Annotated in this window: 22 protein-coding genes; 13 read left to right on the forward strand and 9 right to left on the reverse strand. The window is 66.6% G+C overall.

All coding sequences use genetic code 11. The annotated features are described in order from the left end of the window. Nucleotides 1–13 precede the first annotated feature (13 nt). A complete protein-coding gene (locus tag D3D02_RS01675; RefSeq protein WP_147435563.1) occupies nucleotides 14–1,627 on the forward strand; it encodes a COG1361 S-layer family protein in 1,614 nt (537 codons plus the stop codon). Nucleotides 1,628–1,665: 38 nt separating this feature from the next. Here D3D02_RS01675 and D3D02_RS01680 read toward each other — a convergent pair whose 3' ends face one another. Continuing rightward, entirely contained in the window at nucleotides 1,666–1,854 is a 189-nt protein-coding gene (locus tag D3D02_RS01680; RefSeq protein ID WP_199722983.1) for a methytransferase partner Trm112, read from the reverse strand. Between the two features lie 78 nt (nucleotides 1,855–1,932). Beyond that, the gene (locus D3D02_RS01685) at nucleotides 1,933–3,258 is read right to left on the reverse strand and encodes an adenylosuccinate synthase (protein ID WP_121568257.1); all 1,326 of its coding nucleotides are present in this window, start codon (nucleotides 3,256–3,258) and stop codon (nucleotides 1,933–1,935) included. Between the two features lie 293 nt (nucleotides 3,259–3,551). Here D3D02_RS01685 and D3D02_RS01690 point away from each other — a divergent pair, with 293 nt between their 5' ends. Continuing rightward, nucleotides 3,552–3,857 (forward strand): hypothetical protein, encoded by a 306-nt coding sequence (locus D3D02_RS01690; protein ID WP_049985358.1) that lies wholly within the window; start codon nucleotides 3,552–3,554, stop codon nucleotides 3,855–3,857. A 44-nt stretch (nucleotides 3,858–3,901) separates the two neighbouring features. Here the strand turns inward: D3D02_RS01690 and D3D02_RS01695 are convergent, their stop codons facing one another. Next, complete coding sequence (locus D3D02_RS01695; protein ID WP_121568258.1) at nucleotides 3,902–6,238, reverse strand: hypothetical protein; 2,337 nt, start codon at nucleotides 6,236–6,238, stop codon at nucleotides 3,902–3,904. Between the two features lie 205 nt (nucleotides 6,239–6,443). Here D3D02_RS01695 and D3D02_RS01700 point away from each other — a divergent pair, with 205 nt between their 5' ends. Then, nucleotides 6,444–8,090 carry a TrkA family potassium uptake protein gene (locus D3D02_RS01700; RefSeq protein WP_121568259.1) on the forward strand — a complete coding sequence of 549 codons (1,647 nt, stop codon included), beginning with the start codon at nucleotides 6,444–6,446 and terminating at the stop codon, nucleotides 8,088–8,090. Between the two features lie 37 nt (nucleotides 8,091–8,127). Here the strand turns inward: D3D02_RS01700 and D3D02_RS01705 are convergent, their stop codons facing one another. Continuing rightward, complete coding sequence (locus tag D3D02_RS01705) at nucleotides 8,128–9,396, reverse strand: amidohydrolase (RefSeq protein ID WP_121568427.1); 1,269 nt, start codon at nucleotides 9,394–9,396, stop codon at nucleotides 8,128–8,130. Between the two features lie 113 nt (nucleotides 9,397–9,509). Between D3D02_RS01705 and D3D02_RS01710 the strand changes: the two genes are divergently transcribed. Next, nucleotides 9,510–11,030: a Na+/H+ antiporter NhaC family protein gene (locus tag D3D02_RS01710; RefSeq protein ID WP_121568260.1), complete on the forward strand. Its 1,521-nt coding sequence runs from the start codon at nucleotides 9,510–9,512 to the stop codon at nucleotides 11,028–11,030. Further along, nucleotides 11,027–11,290, forward strand: a complete 264-nt coding sequence (locus D3D02_RS01715) for a hypothetical protein (RefSeq protein ID WP_121568261.1) — start codon at nucleotides 11,027–11,029, stop codon at nucleotides 11,288–11,290. The genes D3D02_RS01710 and D3D02_RS01715 overlap by 4 nt, the downstream gene beginning before the upstream one ends. Nucleotides 11,291–11,307: 17 nt before the next feature. Here D3D02_RS01715 and D3D02_RS01720 read toward each other — a convergent pair whose 3' ends face one another. Continuing rightward, nucleotides 11,308–11,640 carry an uS10/mL48 family ribosomal protein gene (locus D3D02_RS01720; RefSeq protein WP_121568262.1) on the reverse strand — a complete coding sequence of 111 codons (333 nt, stop codon included), beginning with the start codon at nucleotides 11,638–11,640 and terminating at the stop codon, nucleotides 11,308–11,310. A 186-nt stretch (nucleotides 11,641–11,826) separates the two neighbouring features. On the opposite strand from D3D02_RS01720, the gene D3D02_RS01725 reads away from it, so the two are divergent. Then, a complete protein-coding gene (locus tag D3D02_RS01725) occupies nucleotides 11,827–12,288 on the forward strand; it encodes a bis(5'-nucleosyl)-tetraphosphatase (protein WP_121568263.1) in 462 nt (153 codons plus the stop codon). 18 nt (nucleotides 12,289–12,306) lie between these two features. Next, on the forward strand, nucleotides 12,307–13,338 hold the full coding sequence (locus tag D3D02_RS01730) for a DUF5787 family protein (RefSeq protein ID WP_121568264.1): 1,032 nt from the start codon (nucleotides 12,307–12,309) through the stop codon (nucleotides 13,336–13,338). A gap of 69 nt (nucleotides 13,339–13,407) precedes the next feature. Here the strand turns inward: D3D02_RS01730 and D3D02_RS01735 are convergent, their stop codons facing one another. Next, nucleotides 13,408–13,929: a DUF5797 family protein gene (locus tag D3D02_RS01735; protein ID WP_121568265.1), complete on the reverse strand. Its 522-nt coding sequence runs from the start codon at nucleotides 13,927–13,929 to the stop codon at nucleotides 13,408–13,410. Between the two features lie 102 nt (nucleotides 13,930–14,031). On the opposite strand from D3D02_RS01735, the gene D3D02_RS01740 reads away from it, so the two are divergent. Further along, a complete protein-coding gene (locus D3D02_RS01740) occupies nucleotides 14,032–14,355 on the forward strand; it encodes a transcription factor S (protein ID WP_121568266.1) in 324 nt (107 codons plus the stop codon). 306 nt (nucleotides 14,356–14,661) lie between these two features. Further along, the gene (locus D3D02_RS01745; protein WP_121568428.1) at nucleotides 14,662–15,222 is read left to right on the forward strand and encodes a hypothetical protein; all 561 of its coding nucleotides are present in this window, start codon (nucleotides 14,662–14,664) and stop codon (nucleotides 15,220–15,222) included. Between the two features lie 24 nt (nucleotides 15,223–15,246). Here D3D02_RS01745 and D3D02_RS01750 read toward each other — a convergent pair whose 3' ends face one another. The 3 genes from D3D02_RS01750 to D3D02_RS01760 all read right to left on the reverse strand — a co-directional run bounded on the left by D3D02_RS01750 (nucleotide 15,247) and on the right by D3D02_RS01760 (nucleotide 16,940). Continuing rightward, nucleotides 15,247–15,981, reverse strand: coding sequence for a tRNA (adenine-N1)-methyltransferase (locus tag D3D02_RS01750; protein WP_121568267.1), 735 nt, complete (start codon nucleotides 15,979–15,981; stop codon nucleotides 15,247–15,249). Beyond that, complete coding sequence (locus tag D3D02_RS01755; protein WP_121568268.1) at nucleotides 15,978–16,361, reverse strand: nascent polypeptide-associated complex protein; 384 nt, start codon at nucleotides 16,359–16,361, stop codon at nucleotides 15,978–15,980. Before D3D02_RS01755 ends, D3D02_RS01750 begins: the two co-directional genes overlap by 4 nt. Before the next feature lie 99 nt (nucleotides 16,362–16,460). Continuing rightward, entirely contained in the window at nucleotides 16,461–16,940 is a 480-nt protein-coding gene (locus D3D02_RS01760) for a pyridoxamine 5'-phosphate oxidase family protein (RefSeq protein WP_121568269.1), read from the reverse strand. Between the two features lie 108 nt (nucleotides 16,941–17,048). On the opposite strand from D3D02_RS01760, the gene D3D02_RS01765 reads away from it, so the two are divergent. The 4 genes from D3D02_RS01765 to D3D02_RS01780 all read left to right on the forward strand — a co-directional run bounded on the left by D3D02_RS01765 (nucleotide 17,049) and on the right by D3D02_RS01780 (nucleotide 21,888). Beyond that, entirely contained in the window at nucleotides 17,049–18,725 is a 1,677-nt protein-coding gene (locus tag D3D02_RS01765; protein WP_121568270.1) for a methylmalonyl-CoA mutase, read from the forward strand. 47 nt (nucleotides 18,726–18,772) lie between these two features. Next, the gene (gene mce, locus D3D02_RS01770) at nucleotides 18,773–19,168 is read left to right on the forward strand and encodes a methylmalonyl-CoA epimerase (protein WP_121568271.1); all 396 of its coding nucleotides are present in this window, start codon (nucleotides 18,773–18,775) and stop codon (nucleotides 19,166–19,168) included. Between the two features lie 61 nt (nucleotides 19,169–19,229). Next, on the forward strand, nucleotides 19,230–20,963 hold the full coding sequence (gene menE / locus D3D02_RS01775) for an o-succinylbenzoate--CoA ligase (protein WP_121568272.1): 1,734 nt from the start codon (nucleotides 19,230–19,232) through the stop codon (nucleotides 20,961–20,963). A gap of 136 nt (nucleotides 20,964–21,099) precedes the next feature. Continuing rightward, on the forward strand, nucleotides 21,100–21,888 hold the full coding sequence (locus tag D3D02_RS01780) for a hypothetical protein (protein WP_121568273.1): 789 nt from the start codon (nucleotides 21,100–21,102) through the stop codon (nucleotides 21,886–21,888). Nucleotides 21,889–21,933: the final 45 nt, after the last annotated feature.

Here is a 21,933-nt window from a genome sequence, read left to right on the forward strand (position 1 = left end):
GTCTGTCTGTACGTTGACAACGTTTCGAGCCCCCCTCGGATTGGTCCTCCTGCTCGTCGTGGTGGCGGCGGTTCCGGTTCCGATCACCGCCATCGAGAACGTCACGGGTTCGCCGGACGTGTCCGTCCAGAGCCCCGACAACGAGTTTGTCCCGGGTCAGGAGGCGTCGCTTCCGGTCTACGTCTCGAACGAAGGGAGCCTGCAGTCGTCCGGCCCGGCCGAGTACGTCGCGCGCGTGACGACTGCCAGAGCGCTGACGCTGCAGGTGCGGAGCGGAGACACCCCGATCGAAGTGAACACGGCCCGATATCCGGTCGGCAACGTCCCCGAGGGGACGGCCGGGCCGATTCCGGTCTCGATTACGGTCCCGGAGGACACGCCGCCGGGTACGTATCGGCTCCCGGTACGCGTCCGTTACAGCTACGCGCCGAAGGTCGAGTACGGGTCCGGGACTGACGGCCCCGAGTACCGATACGTCGACCTCGCGCGGACGCTCTCGCTCTCGGTCGTCGTCGAGGACCGCCCGCAGTTCCAGGTCGTCAACGTGTCCTCGACGGCCCGGGTCGGCAGTTACGGCCCGCTCTCGATGACGGTCCGGAACACGGGCACCGAAGCCGCCCGCGACGCCACCCTTCAACTCCGTTCGCCGGACGACGAGGTCACGTTCGGCACCGGCGCTGCGAAATCCGAAGCGTACTCCGGGGTGTGGGGCCCCGGCGAGAACCGGACGTTCCAGTTCCGGGCGCGGTTCGCCACCGACGCCCAGCAGCGCGAGTACCCGCTCAGGGCCTCCGTCTCCTACACCGATCCCGATGGCATCCAGCGCACGTCGCCGCCGTTGACGGCGGGCGTCACGCCGCGTGAGGAAGTCACATTCGCCGTGGAGAACCTCACGAGCACGCTGTACGTCGGTGAGCCCGGGACGATCAGCGGGTCAGTCAGGAACACCGGTCCGGTCCCCGTCGACAACGCCGTGCTCGTCTATCGCTCGTCGAACCCGAACGTCGTGCCGGTCGACAGCGAATCCGCGCTCGGCCGCCTCGAACCGGGCGAACGGAGCGACTTCAGGTTCGAGGTCGACGTCGCGGCGGACGCGACCGCGACCGACCGGCAGTTGAATCTCTCCGTGCGGTATCGCGACGCGCAGAACAACCGCCAGGTGAGCGACGAACTCGAACCAACGGTGCCGGTGTTGCCGGAACGCGACTGGCTGGCGGTCACGCCACAAAACGCCACGTTCGGCATCGACACGGACAATCGGCTGACGGTCCGCGTCCGCAACACGGAACATATGACCCTCTCCGACGTTCGTGCCCGGCTCGAAACCGAACCGCCGTTCTCCTCGGAGGCGCGGACGGCGTACGTCCAGCGGCTCGACCCCGGCGATACAGAGACGCTCGCGTTTGCGGTCACGGTCTCCGAAGACGCGGTGCCGACGCGCTCGTCGGTCTCGGTGAACGTCACGGCCGAGCGCCCCGACGGAAAAGAGATCGTCCTCGACTCCTACGTGGTTCCGGTGACCGTCGTCGAAGAGACCAGCGCGAGCGATACGACGCTTCTCGCGGCCGGCGTGCTCATCGTCGTACTTATCCTCGGCGTCGGCTGGTGGTGGCTCAACAGGCGCTAGGCGGCGGCAGAAGCGGGTGTCGACGAGAGCGGAATCCGCTACTCTTCGTCGCGCATATCCGGCGGCAGCAGATTCGGGATGCCGTCCTCGATGGGGTAGACCTCGCCCGTGACAGTGCCGACGAGTCGACCCTCGATGATCTCCTCGCCGTCGCGTTCGTCGACTTCGAGTTCGAGGTCGCTCTTGTCGAGGGGGTCACAGAGGATGTCCATCAGTGACTCTTTCATCACGCTACGAGAGGAAAGCGGCGGTGAAAAGGCTACGGGTTCGCCGACAGTACTCGGCGTGCGCCGAGCACTATCGGGCTACTGCTGGAAGGGGTTCTCCAGTTCGATCGTCTGTGCGCGGTCGGGACCGACGCCGACGGCGTAGATCGGTGCGCCGACCTCCTCGGAGAGGTAGTCGAGGTACGCCTGTGCGTTCTCCGGGATCGCATCGTAGCCCTCGGCGGCGACGGCCGACCAGTCGACCTCCGGCCACGGCTCGAACTCGCGGAGGTTCGGTTCACACTCGCCCCAGCGCTCGGTCGTCGCGGGCATCGTGAGCAACTCCTCGCCGTCGAGGTCGTAGGAGTGGCCCACCTTCACTTCGTCGAGGCCCGCGAGGACGTCGATGTGGTTCACGGCGAGGCCGGTGAAGCCGTTCGCGCGAGCGGCGTGGCGGAGCATCGGCACGTCGAGCCAACCGATCCGGCGCGGTCGGCCGGTGACGGTGCCGAACTCGCCGCCCTTCTCGCGGATGTAATCGGCGAGGTCCTCGTCGTCGCCGGTCAGTTCGGTCGGGAGCGGCCCGGTGCCGACGCGCGAGAGGTACGCCTTGACGATGCCGACGACTTCCCCGCGACCGACGACCGTGGGGCCGACGCCCGTGCCGGTCGCCGCGCCGCCCGCGGTCGGGTTCGAGGAGGTGACGTACGGGTAGATCCCGTGGTCGATGTCGATCGAGGTGCCCTGTGCGCCCTCGAATAAGACGTTCTCGCCGTTATCGACGTGCGAGCCGAGGAACTCCCCGGCGTTGACGGTCATCGACTCCTCTTGCAGGCGCTCGCCGATCGCCTTGTACTCCTCGAAGACGGCGTCGACGTCGAACGCCTCGCCGGCCTCGACGCCGAAGACGTCCTCGGCGAGGGCGCGCTTTTGCGGCACGACGTATTCGAGGCGCTCGCGGAGGACCTCCGCATCGAGCAGGTCGCCGACGCGAATCCCGCGTCGGCCCGCCTTGTCCTCGTAGGTGGGGCCGATGCCGCGGCCGGTCGTGCCGGCGTCGAGGTCGGAGTCGGATTTGGCCTCCTCCTCGATGCCGTCCAGCACGCGGTGATACGGCATAATGACGTGTGCGCGTCGCGCCACGCGAACGTCGGGGTCGAGGCCGCGCTCGCGGAGTTCGTCGATCTCGTCGAACAGCGTGTTCGGGTTGACGACGCATCCGTTGCCGAGCACGCCGACCTTGTCGCGGACGGCGCCGCTCGGAACCAGCGAAAGCTTGTATTCGTCGCCGTCTTCGACGACGGTGTGGCCGGCGTTGTCGCCGCCCTGATACCGGGCGACCACGTCGGCGTCGCCTCCCCACAGGTCGACGAGAGCGCCCTTGCCCTCGTCGCCCAGTTGGGAGCCGACGATCGTGACGGTCATACACGGCGGTTCTGCGCGCCCCGTGAAACCCATTACGGTCCGCCGCCGCGAGATAGTCACGAAAGTGGATACCACTGCAGAAGGATCGACGCACCTGCCCACTTCCGTGTAGAACAGGGCGGCCCACGAGTCGCGAGAGACGCACCGTCCGTTCTCTGGGCCGGTGCCGCCAGCGACTCCCGACCCGAATCGTTAATTACGCTCCCATTCGTACGGTGTGATACCCACTGTGCCGCGTTTTGTCGGGGAAGAGGGTAACATTTAAATCCTGCCCAGACAAGTTAACAGATGACATGATAGACCGACTCGAAAAGGAAGTGGATATGCTTGAACGGCATTTGCAGGTCCTGAAAATGGTCATCGAGAGCGAACCGATCGGGATCGTGAAGATGTCGAACGAGACCGGCTACCCACACCACAAAGTCCGCTACTCGCTGCGCGTCCTCGAAGAAGAGAACCTCATCGAACCGTCCAGCCAGGGTGCGATCACGACCGAGCGGACCGCCGAATTCGTCGACGAACTCGACGAGAAACTCGATCAGATCGTCGACAAACTCGACGAGATGAAGATCGAAGAGGCCGTCGAAGTCGAAAGCTGAAGCCGTAACCGTCCCGCCCACGTCTCGTCTCTGTCTCGTTTTGCTTACAGATCCGGGACGTTCAGGTGGAACTCCCCGTTTCGCGCCTCGACCAGACAGAGGTGGTAGCCGCGCTTTCGCGAGAGCTTCACGTGCGATAGCTTCTTCGACCGCGAGAGCAGGCCGCCGCCCGTCTCCTCGGAAACCGTCTCTAAGGCACCGGGTTCGTAGAACGACTCGGTGACGTAGAAGCCCGCCGCCAGCGACTCGTCGTTCGAGGCGATCGTGCCCGTGTTCTCGACCAGCGAGCCGACCATCGCCTCGGTGGTCGCGTTCCGCGAGGCGTTGATGTCCGCGACGAACAGCGGATCGCCCATCTTGTCCCGGAAGATGACGTCGAAGTCACGCTGCTCGACGCCGTCGGGGGTGTCGACGCCGACAGTCCCCGACAACTCGACGCGGTCGATCTCCGGAATCGCGTCGAAGACGCCCGCGAGCCCCGACTGATTGCCGGTCTCGCCGATCTCGTAGAGGAGGTCAGTCACGACCCACTGTGCGAAGGCGTACTCGGTGCTGTCGTGGAGGAACGCCTCGTATGGCTGCCCGTCGACGGCGAGCCCGCCGGTCTCGAAGGTGGTGTGGTGTTCGAGTCGGAGGTTGTCGCTGACGTCGGCCCGCGACGCCGCGCCGTCGTGGGCGTGCTCCAGCGTCGCCTCGCCTTTCCGGTCGTAGCGGACGAAGAGGTTCGTCCCCGAGAGCGCCTGGTCGACAGACATCGACTGTGAGGGAGCGCCGCCGGTGTCGCCGCCCAGCCGTTCGAGTTCGTTCTCCAGGCGCTCGACTTCCGCTTCGAGCGTCTCGCGTTCGGCTTCGAGTTCCTCGACGCGCTCGCGGTACTCCTCGCGTTCGGCTTCCAGTTCGTCGATCTGCTCGCGCTGTTTCGTTCGCGCCTCGGCCAGTTCGTCGCGCTCTGATTCCAGGGACTGAACGCGCTCTTTCGCTTTCGACAGGCGCTTTTCGAGCCGTTCGACGTTCGGCTGTTCGCCCTCCGCTGCTGAGCGCGTGCTCGCCTGTGTGGTCGGTGCCGAGTCCGCCGTTTCGGAGGCGCTCGATCGGCCCCGGGCGGCTTTCTGTGCGGTCCGCTTTCGCTCCATCTGCGCGGCGCGTTCGCCCGCCGATCGGCGATCCTGCTCGGCGCCCGCGGCCTGTGCTGTCGTCCCGTTCGAGCTCGACTCGCTGGGGTCGAGCGACGGGATCGTCTTCGCCTCCCGCCAGCGTTCCTCGTCGGAGAAGACCCCGTCTGCGGCGGCACCTTTCTGCGTCGGTCCCGCGACGGTGGCATCGCCCGTGTCGCCCGCACCCGACGCCGTCTCCGAGGATGGCTCCGACGGCTGGCGATCGTCCGGCCGTGTGGCTCTAGAGCCGGTGTCAGTCGCGTGTTCGTCTGCGGCACTCGTCTCTCCTTCCGCCTCGGTGCTGTCCGCAGTCCGGCCCTCGGGAGCGGTAGCGCCGGGTGAATCAGTGCTCGCAGGGTCGCCACCCCGGGGAGCGTCCGATGGCTCGCTGGCTTCCGCGTCCGCCGTCGCCGGTCCCCCGCCGGAACCGTCGTCTGTCTGGGCGTCGTCCGCTGTCGGGGTGTCTGCTGTCGACGCCTCGCCCGCTGCTGTCGGGTCGTCTGCCGTCGCTTCGGCTGCAGAGCCGGGAGTTGCCGCCGCATCAGGATCCGCTGTCGCGGTCGGCTCCTCGTCGTCGGCCGCTGCCGTGGCGTCGTCGGCGGTCTCTGTCGCGTCCTCGGTCGCCTCGCTGGCTCCGTCCTCGGCACTCGACGCGTCGTCTTCGGCCGTCTCCGCCTCGTCGGTCGCCAGTTCCGGGATGTCGACGATCTCGACGTCGACGTCGACGACCTCGTAGATCCCGACCTCGTCGGCGGCCGTCTCGAAGGCCTCCTCGCCGGTGACGAGTCGCTCGGAGCTCCCGACGAAGGCGGCGCTCATCGATTTGCCCCCGTGGTAGACGACGTAGTAATCCCCCGAGAGAACGTTTTCCGAGAGCTCGATGTAGCCGGTGAACCCGCCGTTCGAGAGCGTCTGGTCGGCGTCCGAGAGCGGTGTCTTGTTCGTGTAGTACCTCGCTTGCGTCTCTCCCCCGCGTTCCTGCATCGAAAAGAGCAGCGGGAGGCTCGGGTCTGCCGCGCGGTACGCGGTCAGCTCAGCGTCCTCGAAGTCCCCGATTTCCCCCTCGAAAACGCCGACGACGCGGCCGTTCAGGAAGAACGCCCACGCCATCCCGGCAGAGACGGCTCCGGTGAACTCCGCGTCCGCGAGCTCGTGGAGCCCCTCGTATCCGTCCGGTGTGGCGACCGTCTCCCAGTCGGTCACCACATCGATAGTTCGACTGTTCATCCCTGTGTGTATCACAGAATCCAGATCAAATACTTTCCGGAGAGCTAGGCCCTCGACCGGCAGGAGCCAGGTACACGGGCGCAGGCTCCCGATCTCGCGAACCGGCGTCAGACAATCGTCGGACGCCCCGGGCACTCTCCGGCTTCGGACGGGTCTGGAACGGCTGCTTCGGCGAACTTTTCCTCTCGGACCGTAAGCCACTGGTATGGCAGACGGTTCGACCTGGTCGCCCTCGGAGGCCCAGCGACGGCTCGGTCTCTACCTCGGCATCGCGATCGGTGCCGTCGTGTTCTACACCGTGCTCTACCGATGGACGATGGCGGCCTTCGAGGGCGTCACCGTGGGCTGGGTCGAATCGGCGCACATCGTCGTGGAGACGTTCACGACGACGGGCTACGGGGAGGACGCGAGCCTCTGGAGTGCGACCCCGACGTACCTGCTCTCGATGGCGATGCAGTTCACCGGCGTCGCGCTCATCTTCACGACGCTGCCGCTTTTCGTCGTCCCGCTCGTGGAGCGGGCGCTCGAACGCAACCCGCCGCGGGAGACGTCGCTGACCGGGCACGTGATCGTCACGCCGCTCACCGCCCACGGCGAGATCCTCATCAGCGAACTCGAAGCGAAGGGGATCGCATATCTCGTGCTCGAACCGGATCGCGAGCGCGCTCGCGAACTCCACGGCGAGTACGAAGTCGTCCACGGCGACCCCGAGTCGGTGTCGGATCTCCGCGCGGCGAACGCCGACGCTGCGGTCGCCCTCGTCGCCGACAGCGACGACCAGACGAACGCCAGCGTGGTGCTGACGGCCGAGCAACTGGATTCGGACGTGCGGATCGTCAGCCTCGTGGAGGACCCAGACGTCGCGGACTACCACCGATACGCTGGGGCCGACGACGTCGTCCTCCCGCGGCAGTTGCTCGGCGAAAGCCTCGCGCGCAAGGCCGCCTCGCCCATCGTTCCAAGCGACGACGCGATCCCGCTCGGCGACGGCTTCGAGATCGCGGAAGTGTTGATCCATCCCGACAGCAAACTCGAAGGCCGGACGATCGCCGAATGCGAGGTCGGTCGGCGCACGGGCGCGAACATCATCGGGCTGTGGTCGCGCGGCGAGTTCGTCACGCCGCCCTCCCCGCACACGGTCCTCGACGGTCGTACCACGCTTCTCGTCACCGGCCAGGAGGAACAGCTCTCGCGGCTCAGAGACCTCGCTCGCTCGGAGGCGCGGCGACACCGACAGGGACGGGTCGTCGTCGCCGGTCACGGCGAAGTCGGCGCGACGGCCGCCGAGGCGCTGACCGACGCGAACGTTCCGCACGTCGTCATCGATCAGCGGGACGAGTCGGGCGTCGACGTCGTCGGCGACGTTACCGACCCGGAGACGCTTCGTCGAGCGGGGATCACCGACGCTGAGAGCGTCCTCATCGCGCTCGACGACGACACGACCGCCATCTTCGCGACGCTCGTCGTCGAACGCCTGGCTCCCGACGCGGAGATCATCGTTCGGGCCAACGACGCCGCCAGCGTTCCGAAGATCTACCGGGCGGGCGCGGAGTACGTCCTGGCGCTCTCGACGGTCAGCGGGCGGATGCTGGCGTCGAACCTCACCGACGAGGAGGTCATCGCGCCGCAGTCACAAGTCGAGATCGTTCGGGTCGACGCGCCCGGTCTGGCCGGTATGTCGCTCGCCGACGCGGACGTCCGCGCCCGGACCGGGAGTACCGTGCTGGCGGTCGAACGCGGCGACGACCTCCGGACCGACGTCGGCCCGGAATTCACCGTTCGGTCGGGCGACACGGTCGTCGTCGCCGGGACCGACGACGCCGTCAATCGATTCAACGAGACGTTCGGCTGATTCGACCGAGCGGCGTCACCGGGCACCCAGCGCCCGCTCAGGGCCGCCGCTTGCCGATCTCGACGATCGCGTTCGCGAGGACGTCGATCCCGACGCCGATGCTCGCCTCGTCGACGTCGAAGGTATCGGTGTGGTGACCGCTCGGATGGTCCGTGCCGACCCCGACGTACGCCGCCTTTCCGCCGCGTTCCTGTACGTACTGCATCAGATACGTCGCGTCCTCACTGCCGCCCAGGTGGTCCGAGTCGAGAACAGACATCACTCCGTCGGTGGTTCGGGCGACGTCGCCGACGACAGCGGCGAGTCCCCGGTCGCTCGCCGTCGACGGAGCACGCCCCGCAGTGGTCACGTCGACCTCGCAGTCGTGCATCGCTGCGGCCGAGCGGAGCACGCGCCGGGCTTTCTCGTCCATATACTCCATCAGTTCGGTGGTGTCGCCGCGCACCTCGCCCTCGATGGCGACGCGCTCGGGGACGATGTTCGTCGCCGTCCCGCCCTCGATGACGCCGACGTTGACGCGGGTCGCGCCGGCGGCGTGCCGCGGGATGCCGTAGAGGTTCTGGATCGCCGCCGCGGCCGCCTGCATCGCGTTCCGGCCCGTCTCGGGCGCGATGCCGGCGTGGGCCGGCGCGCCCTCGAACTCCGCTTCGAACTGTGAGACTGCGAGGAAGCCGTCGATGCCGGCGACGATCTCGCCGGAGGGGTGACCGAGGCCGATGTGCACGGCGAGCAGGTAGTCGACGTCGTCGAGGTGCCCCGAGTTCGCCATCGGCTCGCCGCCGACGATCCGCTCTTCGCCGGGCTGGAAGAACACCTTCAGCGTGCCCTGGAAGTCGCTGTCGAGGACCGAATCGAGGACGCCAATTCCGATCGTCGCGTGGGCGTCGTGGCCGCAGGCGTGCATATAGCCCTCGTTCGCCGAGCGGAAGCCGCTCGCTGCGGGCGCGTGCTCGTCGCCCCGAGATTCGGTGATCGGCAGCGCGTCGATGTCGACGCGGAGCGCGATCGTCGGTCCGTCACCGCGCTCGGCGACTGCCAGCGCACCCGTGTTGCCGCCGGCGAGCCGGTCGAGGATGTCGTCGCGAGCGCCCGCCTCGCGCGCACGCTCAAGCCACGCGTCGAGTTCGTCGCTGTCCGGGACGCCGACGCGGTCATCCGCGAGGACCTCCGGTCCGACGTAGATCGCGTCCAGACCGCGCGTCTCGAGCTCGTCGACGATCCGCGCGGTCGTGTAGAACTCCCGCCAGGCGGGTTCTGGATGGCGATGCAGGTCGCGCCGGAGTTCCACGAGATCGGCAGCAGTCATACCCGTCTCTGCGTCGTCGGGTGGTAAAGTCGCGTCGGAGACGAGCACCTGCTGTCTCTCTGGTACCGTCGGGATCGGTTCGTTTATCGGGGACGGCTGCAACCGGTCTGTCGATGAGTGATAGTAGCGACGCATCCAGAACGTTGAGTTTCTACGGCGGCCGGGCCGCAAGCGCGATCCCGATCGCGTTTTTCATCGTCTGGGCCGTCTTCCAGAGCGGACTGCTCGGAATCGGCGACACGACCGGCCTCATCATCGGAATCCTCGTGGGGCTCGTCGTCGGAATGTTCTTCGTCAAGGGTCCGTGGAAGACCTACGCCGACGTCCTCTTCGACGGAATGACGCAACGGGTCGCCGCCACAGCGATCGTCGCGTGGCTGTGGGCCGGAATGTTCGCCGAGACCATCCAGGTCGGCGGGTTCGTCGACGGCCTCGTCTGGGCGGCTGACGCCGTCCAGGTCGGTTCGGGCCTGTTCCCGGCGCTGACGTTCCTCCTCGCCGCGCTGTTGGCGACGGGGATCGGCACCGGCTACGGGACGGCGATCGCGTTCACGGCGCTGGTCTTCCCGGCGGGCGTCGCGGTCGGCGCCGACCCGGTGCTGCTGTTCGGCGCGATCCTCTCGGGCGCCGTCTTCGGCGACAATCTCGCGCCCGTGAGCGACACCACGATCGTCTCGGCCGTGACGCAGAACGCCGACATCGGCGGCGTCGTCGCCTCGCGGCTGAAGTACGCCATCGTCGCTGCGGTGTTCGCGTTCGCGGCGTACCTCGCGGCGGGCCAGACGATGCAGGGGACGCCCGTCGACGTCGCTGGCGCGGGTGGCGCCGGGACCGCGCTCGGCCTCGTCCACCTCGCGTCGATCGGCGTCGTGATCGTGACGGCGATCCGCGGCCGTCACATCGTCGAGGCCATCTCGTGGGGTATCGTCCTCTCGGTGTTTCTCAACCTCGCGTTCGGCCTCGCTGAGGTGTCTGCGATGCTCGCCTTCGAGGCCTCTCAAGAATCCGCGCTGGTGCAGTCGATCGACGCGCTCCCCCTCATCGGGGCGTTCGTCGTCCCTGTGGCTCCCGGCGACGCGGCCGTCGCGGGCAGCCTCTACACGGGCGCAGCGGGCTTTTTCCCGCTCATCGTGCTCGTCCTCTTGATCGTCGCGGCCGCGCAGGTGATGCAGCGCGGCGGCGGCTTCGAGGCGATCCAGGAGTTCCTCCTCGAACAGGTCGCGACGACGGTCCGCCGCGCGGAGACGACGATGGTGCTCGGCACGGCGCTTGTCAACGCGATGATCACGATCAACACCGCCGCCGAGATCGCGATCGCGCCGTACATCAAAACGCTCGGGCGTCGCTTCAACATCAACGGCTACCGCCGCGCGAACATCCTCGACGCCAACACCTCGGCGCTCGGCTACATCTTCCCGTGGGGTGGCGGTCTGCTCGCGGGCTACTCGGCGATGCAGCGACTCCCCGAGCAGTACGAGTGGTTCACGCAGGCGATGGTGGTCAACCCCGCCTCGGTCTGGCCGTTCGTCTTCCACGGCTGGTTCCTCGTCGCCGTCTTCCTGCTCGCGGCGTGGACCGGCTACGGTCGTGAGTACATTTCCGACCGCGCGAGCGAGGAGGTGAGCCGCGTATGAGCCGCTTCGAGAAAGTGCTCGCTGGCCTCACCTTCCGTACTGCCACGCCGTCCTTCGAGGTCGGCGACGAAGTCCCGGCGTTCGTCACCGGCCAAAGCGAGTCGGGACTGCTCGTCCGCGTCGGCGACACCGTCTTGGAACTGCCCGACGCGGACCCCGCGCTCTTGGACGCGAAAGTCACGATCAAAATCGAATCGTTCGACGAGGGGCAACACCGCGGGACCGCCCGCGTCGTCGACGTGCTCCAAGACGGCGAGTAACGTCGCGAGAGAGAGATTCAGTCCCGCAGGTGTCCGAGCGGCTTCTTCTGTTCGACTTCGATCTCGACGTGGAGGCTCTCGGGGAAGTCCATGTGGCCGACCTCGCGGGCGATGTGATCGTTCCCGTGGATCTCGAGCTTTCGGGAGTAGACGGTGTAGCTCCACGAGGAGAACTCGTCGCCCGGTTGGAGCGACCGATACTGCGGGACGGCGACGGTCTCCGGCGGATCCGCGTGTGGGCCTTTACACTCCGCGCCTTTGCGTTCGAGCATCGATTTGAGTTCTGAGACTTCCGATTCCAGTTCGTATCGGTTCCCCGACTGGAAGTGTAGTTTTGTGACGAAGGTCATAGCTGGGGTCTCGCTGGGATAGAAGATACGTCGTCACCGAGCCCTAAAAACACATCCATAGGACGGCAGTAACGCCAACGAGCCTTCGCCGCGACTCGAAAACCCCGACAGAGTCGACCCTCTGAGAGCGCGGACCCGTCCAAACGTCCGATAGCCTCTTAACTCCCTACCCGGTTTATCCATCTAATGACTGTGGAAGCGGTTAGCGCTGGAGCGATCCTCTTCCGCGACACCCGCGGCGAACGGGAGTATTTGCTCCTGAAGAGCCGTCCGGGGGACTGGGAGTTCCCCAAAGGCGGGGTCGAAGGTGAAGAGGAGCTCCAGCAGACAGCCATCAGAGAAGTGAAAGAAGAGGCCGGAATCGAAGATTTCCGTCTTATCGACGGATTCCGCGAGGAGTACGACTACGTCTTCGAGGCGAACGGGAAGACGATCCACAAGACCGTCCACCTGTTCATCGCCCGCTCGTTCGAGGCGAGCGCGGAGCTCTCGAACGAACACCGCGACCTGCAGTGGCGCGACTACGAGCAGGCGACCAACACGATCACACAGGACGGCCCCCGCGAGATCTTCGAGCAGGCACACGAGTACCTCGACCAACTCGCCGCCGAAAGCGGCGAGACCGGCGAAGGCAAGTACCTCGCGTAGGCGATCGGAGCCTGACGCGTGTACCCCGGCACCGCCGAGTTCGGCTTCGAGTTGCTCGTCTGCCGCTGGGCAGAGACCGCCTGGCCGCCCGAGGAGCGACGCGAGGACGCTGTCGTCGTCGCCCGACAGCTCGGCACGCGGGAGCGCCGCTGGGACACGGTCGTCTTAGAGTGCGATCCGGACGGGTTGGCCGCCCGCGCGCAGTTCGGCGAGCGCGAACTCGACTCGGATCTCCTGCACGTCGTCCGCAACGCCCCGGCCGAGTGGACGTGGTATCGCGACGCCCTGCCGGACCCGGGCTACCCCTGGCGCTACGTCCGCGCAGCGGTGCACCGCGCAGCCGACCGCGGCGTCGTCGAGACGCGCCGCCGGAGCAACCGCATCGAGATCCGACGGATCGCGCCGTACCCCGATTGGCTCCGCCGGATCGTCGCCGTCGAGAACAAACCCGATCTCGACGCCTCGGCGGCCCGCGCGCTCTCTGCACAACTCGAACACGACGTCGAAACCGCGCTCGCCGACGAAGTCTGGGTCGCGACCGAGGCGACAGACAGCCGCATCGAACCGGCGCTGCTCGAAGACCTGCCGGTCGACGTGGGGATTTTGGCGGTCTCGTTCGTCGGCGACGACAGCGAAGCCGCGAGACAGTCCGCAGGCGCCAGTCGGCGCACCGCTGCGAACGTCGAGTGGTATCCGAGCGAGGTGACTCCCGACGCCGCCGACGGCGACGACGAGCGACAGCGACGGCGGCTCGAACTCGCCGAGCGCGCGTACGGCCGCGGCTGGCGGTCGTATCACGAGACGATGCGCCCCGACTGCCGCCACTTCGAGCTCCGTCGTTTCGGCCGCGCGCTCGTGCCGCACTGCGCCGCGAAAGGGCGCTCACAGACCGCCGCGGAGTGTGCGGGGTCGTGCCCGGAGTTCGAGCCCGAACCGCCGACGTGGCGCACTCGCGGGTGGCCCATCGAGGGCGGTCCCGGAAAGGGGACCAAACGGCTCCTCGACGACCGGCGCGCGTGGATCCGCGCACGAGGACACGACCGCGAATGAGAAAACCGCCGGAGTGCGCCTCCGTCAGAAACGAGAACCCCGGCGGAGTGAGCGCGCCCGAGACTCGGACTACGAATCGGCCACTTCGACGTCGATGTCGTCGCGGGGCGCAGCCAGCCTGAACGTCGGCACCGTCCGATAGATCACTTCGACGACGCCCTTCCGACGGAGGCTCTGGAGCGCCCGGCGGACGTCCTCGACCGGCGGGTCGACGTCGAAGTCGTCGCGGACTTTGTTCAACACGCTCACGACGCTCTCGGAGCGCTCGTCGGGACCGGCGACGACCTGGAACACCTGCGACTCGAGCGCCGGGACGCGAATCACGGAGGGGACGCCGCCCTCGTCGTCGCCGTCGCCCTCGACGCCGGGTTCGACGTCGACTAACTCCGCGGCCTCGGCCGTCGCGCGAATGAGGCTGTTGTCGTCCCGGTAGTAGTAGTCCTTCAGTTCGCTTTCGAGGTACTGGTGGACCTCGCTGCCGGATTCCATCCCCCACTGGTCTTGGAGTTCTTTGTTTTTCGTCGGCTGCAGGCGGACGACGTCGGCGAGCCGTTCTTTCGCCTGCTCGGAGAGGGCTCGATTATCTGTCACACACGGCCTTTCGCACTGTGGTATTAAGACGTTTCAACATCCGACACGCGGGCGCATCGATCCCGGCCGCTTAAGTCTCCGAAGCGTCTGAGTCGGGGTAAGATGGAGTTCTGCGACGAATGCGGCTCGATGATGAAGACCGAGGACGACGTCTGGGTCTGCGGAAACTGCGGGTACGAGAAACCCCGCGATACGGCCGACGAAGAGCACATGACCTCGACGGCCGCCCGCGAGGAGAGCGAAGTGGTCGATATGTCCGACGTCGACGACGCGGAGATCGGCCCGACGACGACGGTCATCTGCCCGGAGTGTGGGAACGACCGTGCGCGCTATGAGATGAAGCAGATCCGTTCGGCCGACGAATCCGAGACCCGGTTCTTCACCTGTACCGAGTGCGGCCACAAGTGGCGCGAAGACGACCACTGATCCTGTCGGGCAGCAGTTCGTGAATTATAGTAGCGTTTGCAACTGAGTACACAGTCAATCGCACGACCGCGTGCGATTCGGTGCGTGAAGGCTTGCAAACGCTACTATATGTTGGCACCCACGGGGTGCCGATACGTTTCACATCGTTCTGTCCGACAGTATGAGCCGTCGCTATCGCACCGTTCGCAGACTACGGCGGGTTTTCCGGTGACGCGTGCACCACCGAGTGGATATGCCGTCTCCGCTGTGATCCCTTGACCCCGCCCGTCGCTGCGAATTAAGTCAGTGGCGCCCGAACGAGTGTCCGTGACTGACGAGATCGCGCCGCCGAGCATCGACGTCCCCGATGGCTGGCGGCTGGTCTCCGAAGAAGTGACCGCGCCGTTCGACGTGCGCGTGGTCCGGATCGAGGCCCACACGCAGATCTACGAGGACGTCGGGTTGCGAGAGCGGCTGAAAGCGGCGACAGGTGTCGAGCGTGGGACGACGTGGCGATTCGTCTTTGCCAGTCGGCTCCGCATCTCGCCCGCCACCCCGCCGTCGAAGCCGCTCACGCGCCTCATCAGAGACCGTGCGACGTCGAAGTTCGTCGAGGTGCTCGAAGAACGTGGCTTCTCCGACGTCGAGCGCGCCGACACGCACCGGATCGACGTGGATCATACGGAAGTAGCGGCGACGCGGTTCCGCTCGCAGGTCCGCGTCGACGGGCGCGACCGCCCCGTGGAGGCGTACTTCGCCGCGTGGCCGGCCGGCGAGGAGTACCTCCTCGGCGGTGGCGCGTACCCGCTTACGGTTCCGGAGCCGGAGACGTTCGCTCCCGAGTCCGCTCGCGAAGAACTGTTCGGGATGTTGCGTTCGATCGAGTGAGCGCGCCGCCCGTGTCGGCCCTTCTCAGCGCTCGTTCCGCGCGAACGTCAGATAGCCGGTGTGGCCGACGCCCGCCGTCGAGGGTCGCGAGCCGCGCTCGCCGAAGTCCATCTCGCGTTGGATCGTCTCGAAGGTGTCGACGTCGCGGAGCCCCACTTCGCGGGCCGCCTGGACGGTCTCGCGACTGTTCTCGACGAACGGCGAGTAGACGGCGACGTGACCGCCGTCCGCGAGAAGGTCGGGCGCACGCTCGACGACCGCGGGCGCGTCGCCGGTATCGAGCGTGATCACGTCGAAGGGGCCGTCCTCGGCGACGGCGTCGAGGTGTTCCGTGAGGTCGCCCGTGCGGACGTCGACGCGGTCGTCGACGCCGGCGAGTCGCATATTCTCGCGCGCGACGTCGGCGAACTCGGCGTCGACCTCGTAGGTCACGACGTCGGCGTGCAGCCGGCCCAGATACGCCGAGAGCACGCCCGTTCCCGTCCCGGCGTCCAGCACGCGGTCGCCGGCCGCGACGCCCGTGTGACCGACCACGAGGCCGATGTCGCGCGGGAGCATCGGCGCGCCCGTGCGCTCGAAGTGATTGAACAGGTCCGGCCCGCGCAGTCGACGGACCACGAACTCCTCGCCGAGATGCGTCTCCAGGACGTCGCCGGGTTCGACGTCTTCGGGGACGTCGAGCACGCCGAGGTCCGTCTGGAGTTCGTCGCCCGGGGCGCGGAGGTACTCGCGGTCGTCGTGGACGAGGAGGTAACTCACTCCAGCTGGGCGATGGCGGCCGCGAGGTCGCCGTCGGTCGCTTCGAGCGTCTCACGCGCCGTGTCGGCGTCGACGCCGGCGCGCTCTGCGACGAGTGCGACGTCCTCGTCGGGGATGCCGCCGGACTCGGCGTCGCCGCCTTCGAGTTCTGCGGTCTCGCTCTCGTCGGCCCCGCGCTCGCGAGATTCGGGCTCGCCGACGATCTGGTAGGTCTGCTGGCCCTGCGCGTCCATCCGGGTGACCTGCGCGTCCGAGAAGACGAGTTCCTCGTCGGCCGTCTTGATGACGACCTCCTCGGCATCGAGTTCGGTGACGTCGATGCCCATCTGTTCCATCATCTGCTGCATCTTCCGTGGGTTCATACCGCCTCCGCCGAACATAGTTGATCGAAGCGTAGGCGGCCGGTAGCAAAAGCGTGGCGAACCGCGCCGTTCAGGTGGGTCTCCGTCGCCCTGTCGATTCGATCGGACGGCGAACGCTCACTCGCTCGCCGCGTCGGGTTCGCGCTTGAGCCCGGTCACTTCCTCGATCGGCATCTCGAAGCCGACGATGGAGAGCTGTCGGCGTCCGACGCCGGTCAAATCCGGTGACCAGGCGTTTTCGTCCATCAGTTCGCCGACCTCGGCCCACTCGTCGGTCCCGAGTTCCCGCAGCGGGCCGAACGCGAGCACGCTCCGCCAGTCGGTCTGTGCGTTGAAATCGTACACTGCCAGGCACGCGCGCTCTGTCGTCTCGGTGAACGCGAGCTTGGTACTGTCGGGACGGAACTGCCAGTAGGCGAACACGGCGCGCCCGGACTCGTAGCCGAAGGAGATGGGGACCGCGTAGGCTCGGTTCCCGTCGGCCAAAGAGAGGACGCCTGTCCCCTGTGTTTCGAGGTAGGCGTCGATCTCCGCGTCGGTCATCTGCCCGCCACGTACCCGGCCGGGGGTCACGTCGTCGGCAACGTCGTCGCTCATAGCACGCCGTTTGTCGGCGTCCGTAATGGCCTTGTTCCCTTTGGAGCGACAACCCCCACGCTCGACCGTCGGACAGTTTCAAGACCGGTCGGCACCCCACACTGGAGTATGTTCGACCCCGACGACCTCGCGACGATCCGGGAGGCAAAACGCGAGTGGGAGGCCGAGACGCTCTCACCGACGCTGGAACGCTTCGGGGAGCGACGGGAGACGTTCACCACCGATACCGGCGGGCAGACGGTCGAACGGCTCTACACTCCCGACGACGTGACTGACCTCGACCACGACGCCGACCTCGGATTCCCGGGCGAGGAACCCTACACGCGCGGGGTCTACCCGACGATGCACCGCGGCCGGCTCTGGACGATGCGACAGTACGCCGGGATGGGAACCGCCGCGGAGACCAACGAGCGTTTCCGCTACCTCATCGACCAGGGTTCCTCCGGGCTGTCGATGGCGTTCGACCTGCCGACGCAGAAGGGCTACGACTCCGACGCCGGGATGGCGGCGGGCGAAGTCGGCAAGGCGGGCGTCGCGATCGACAGCCTCCGGGATATGGAAGTCGTCTTCGACGACATCCCGCTGGACGAAGTCTCGACGTCGATGACGATCAACGCCCCCGCGGCGGTGTTGCTCGCGATGTACGTCGCGATCGGCGATCGACAGGGCGTCCCCCGCGATAAACTCCGTGGCACGATACAGAACGACATTCTCAAAGAGTACATCGCGCGCAATCTCTACATCTACCCGCCGGAGCCGTCGATGCGGCTCATCACCGACCTTTTCGAGTTCTGCGCGAGCGAGGTGCCGAACTTCAACACCATCTCGATCTCGGGCTACCACATCCGGGAGGCGGGGTCGACGGCGGCACAAGAGATCGCGTTCACGCTCGGCGACGGCATCGAGTACGTCGAAGCGGCCATCGACGCCGGACTCGACGTCGACGAGTTCGCCCCACAGCTCTCGTTCTTCTTCAACGCCCACAACAACGTCCTCGAAGAGGTGGCGAAGTTCCGGGCTGCCCGGCGAATGTGGGCGAAGATAATGGACGAGCGATTCGACGCGGACGACCCCAAATCGAAGCAGTTGAAGTTCCACGCTCAGACCGGCGGGTCGACCCTCACCGCCCAGCAGGTCGAGAACAACGTGGTCCGCGTCGCCTATCAGGCGATGGCGGCCGTCCTCGGCGGCGCCCAGAGCCTCCATACGAACGGGAAAGACGAGGCGCTGTCGCTGCCGACCGAGCAGTCCGTGCGGACGGCGCTTCGGACGCAGCAGATCCTCGCGCACGAGTCGGGCGTCGCGGACACGATCGATCCGCTCGGCGGGAGCTACGCGATCGAGTCGCTCACCGACGAGATCGAAGCCGAGGCGTTCGAGATCCTCGAGGAGGTCGACAGCCGCGGCGGGATGCTCGAGGCGGTGAAGTCCGGGTGGGTACAGCGACAGATCCAAGACGTCGCCTTCGAACGCCAGCAGGAGATCGAATCGGGCGAGCGGATCGTCGTCGGGGTCAACGAGTACCAGGTCGACGAAGAACCGCAGGTCGACGTCGAAGACGTCGACGAGGCGGACGAAACGCGGCAACGAGAACGGTTGGAGGCAGTGAAAGACGAGCGGGACGAGGAAGCCGTCGAGGCGGCGCTCGCGACTGTTCGGGAGGCCGCCGCGGGCGACGCAAACCTCGTGCCGCCCATCGTCGACGCCGTGAAAGCCTACGCGACGGTCGGCGAGATATCGAACGCGCTCCGCGAGGAGTTCGGCGAGTACCGTCCCGCGCGATAGCGGCAGCGGATTTTATCTCCGCGTCGCGCGACCGTCCCCCTATGCCGATGGCTTTCGACCACCTGGGCGTGGCGACGACCGACGGAGAAGAACTGGCAGCGACCTTCGAGACGCTCTTCGAGGCCTCGCTCGTCCACGAGGAGACGTTCGACGGGATGGTCGCCCGGTTTCTCGAACTCGACGGCGGCTACTTCGAGTTGCTCGAACCGCTCGAAGACGGCACGATCGCGCGCTACCTCGACAGCCACGGGCCGGGCATTCACCACGTCGCACTCCGGACCGACGACATCGGCGCGGCACTCGCTCGCGCTCGCAACGCCGGCGTCGACCTCGTCGACGAGGAGCCGCGTCCGGGCGCGTGGGGCCACGAGGTAGCGTTCCTGCACCCGAAGTCGACCGGGGGCGTCCTCGTTGAGTACGTCGAACACGGCGACGGGGCGTAGCGGTCGGGGGCGCCGAAGGAGCCGACAGTATTAGGCGGCCCGTCACGTCCACACGCGTAGGATGCGCGATTGGCTCTCTCACCGGGTTCGGATCGAACCGGAGGGCGACGCTCTCGTGACTGCAGCGACGGGCGACGTCTACACGTTCGCGAACCTCGATGCGCTCGTCGACGACCTCGCCGGCCGACTCGCCGCAGCGGGCGTCGAACGCGGCGCACACGTCGGCGTCGTGCTGGATCCTCGACTCGAATACGTCTGTCTCGTCCACGCCGCGATGCGACTCGGCGTCACGCTCGTTCCGATGGGTGACGAACTGACCGCCCGTGAACTCGCCGGGGAAATCGAAACGGCCGACGTGTCGACGATCGTCTGCGGCGACGCGACCGAAACGGCGGTCGTCCACGCTCTCTCGCGCGTGGCCGGCGAAGCGGCCGACGCTGACGAGGGGAATGGCGAAGCCACCAGTTCTGGCGAGGAAAGTGACTCCGACGACGAGACCGGTAGCGAGGACGAGGCTGGAAGCAGCGGCGAGACCGACTTCGACGACGTCCCCGGCGAGGACGGTGCCGGCTGTGACCGCACCGCCTCGGTCGTCACCGTCGACGAACCGAACACGGACGCCGTGACCTCCCTCTCGTCGGTGACGCCCGAGTCTGTGACCCCTGCGGAATGGTCGCTCGACGACACCCAACTCATTCTGTTCACCTCGGGTACTACTGGCGATCCGAAGGCCGTCCGGCTGACGACCGGGAACCTCCTAGCCAGCGCGGTCGCATCGGCGTTCCGTCTGGGATTCGACCCGGACGACCGGTGGCTCGTGACGCTCTCGTTGCACCATATGGGTGGGATCGCGCCGGTTCTCAGAATGCCGCTGTACGGGATGACGGTCGTCTTCCGAGCGGGCTTCGATGCCGGGGCGGCAGCAGACGATCTGGACCGATACGATGCGACCGCCGTCTCGCTGGTCCCGACGATGCTCCGCCGGATGCTGGACCGCCGGGGGACGCTCACGGAGTCGCTCCGCGTCGTACTCCTCGGTGGCGCACCCGCGTCGCCGGAACTGATCGAGCGTTGCCGCGACTACTCCGTCCCCGTGTATCCGACGTACGGAATGACCGAAACCGCCTCCCAGATCGCGACGGCCCGCCCGAACGCAGCGTACGAGAACCCCGAGAGCGTCGGTCGCCCGCTCTTTATGACCGACGTCACCGTCGTCGACGAGGCGGGATCGCCGCTCCCACCCGGAGAGCCCGGCGAACTCGTCGTCGACGGGCCGACGGTGACACCTGGTTACTACGGCGACAGCGACGCCACCGAGGCAGCGTTCGGGGAGTTCGGGTTCCACACCGGCGACGTCGGCGTCGCCGACGAGTATGGGACGCTCACCGTTCTGAACCGCGTCGACGACCGGATCGTCACCGGCGGCGAGAACGTCGATCCCGGCGAAGTCGTCGACGTTCTCCTCGCACACCCGAGCGTGCGTGAGGCGGCCGTCGTCGGCGTGCCGGACGCCGAGTGGGGCGAACGCGTCTCGGCGCTGGTCGTCCCCGAAGGCGACTCGATCGACCGGGACGAGTTGCTCGGGTTCGCTCGCGACCGACTGGCCGGTTTCAAGCTCCCGAAAGTGATCGTGGTCGCCGAAGCGATTCCGCGGACCGTCTCGGGGACGGTGGACCGAGAAGCCGTCCGGGAGCGGCTCTCCGGAAACCCTAGAGGCAGCGCAGCGCGGCCGAGTACGGACGACGGCGAGACGGACGGGCAAGCTCCCGACACCGACAGCGAGCAGGGCCCCTAGCCCGCTCGGACGGAGTCGTCTGCGTACAGCCGGCACGGTGAATTTCCAAAAATAACCGAGTAATAGCCACCGTACTGCTGTTTCACGTACATATCTCTGCAAGCAATTTATATATTGATAGACAGACGTACGACTCGTGCCGAATCTTGAGGAATACGAGGACAAAAGTGCGTACTACGTCCGCGCACACACCTCAGACGCAGGCGAGGTAACGTACCGGCTTCTCGAAGCGGGACGTTCGGTCCTTTGGACGTACGGGATCCGCGACAGCGACGCGATCTCGTGGGCGATCGTACGAGCACTCGACGTACTCGGCGTCATCGACGCTGGGGGTCCCACGACGCTCGCTCCCGATGAACTCGCTCCGAACATCGATTCTGGAGCCGGGGCGCTCTCCGACGACGACGCGCTGGAGTTTATCAAGATCGTCCAGACACAACTTGAGCCTTCCAGAGACGACATTGCAGCACTGCGCGACATCTTAGGCTTGTCCGGGCGGAAGGCGGAACTCGAAGTGATTGGCGTGGCGATCGACGAGCACATCGAGAGCCGATCCGAGGCGAACGCGTTCCCGACGCCGCTCGATATCGAGTCTACGGAAGAGACGGAAACGACGAGCAACACGAACATCGAGTGGTCGACTGTCGACGGTCACGAACGCGCGAAGTTCCAGATCAACCTCGTCACCGAATCCCCAAATCACACCCTCTATACGACACACTGTCTCCACATCTCGGAGAACGACGGCCTAGAGAAGTGGCACGCAAGTATCGACGCGGCTCCGTCTTGGGGGCGCAAGATCTTCGTTATCAAACAGAAGGCGGCGATCATTCCCACCCTCGTCTCGAAACTGGAAGCGTCGACGCTCGAACTCGGAGACCCGTCCGAACAGCTGAATCCCACAGTCGAGAACTGGTTCGACTAGCCGGGTCACTTTAGCAGAAGCCGGATGTGCGGTGTAGCAATGGAG

The sequence above is a fragment of the Halobellus sp. Atlit-38R genome, assembly GCF_003665925.1.
GTDB classification, from domain to species: Archaea; Halobacteriota; Halobacteria; order Halobacteriales; family Haloferacaceae; genus Haloquadratum; species Haloquadratum inordinatus.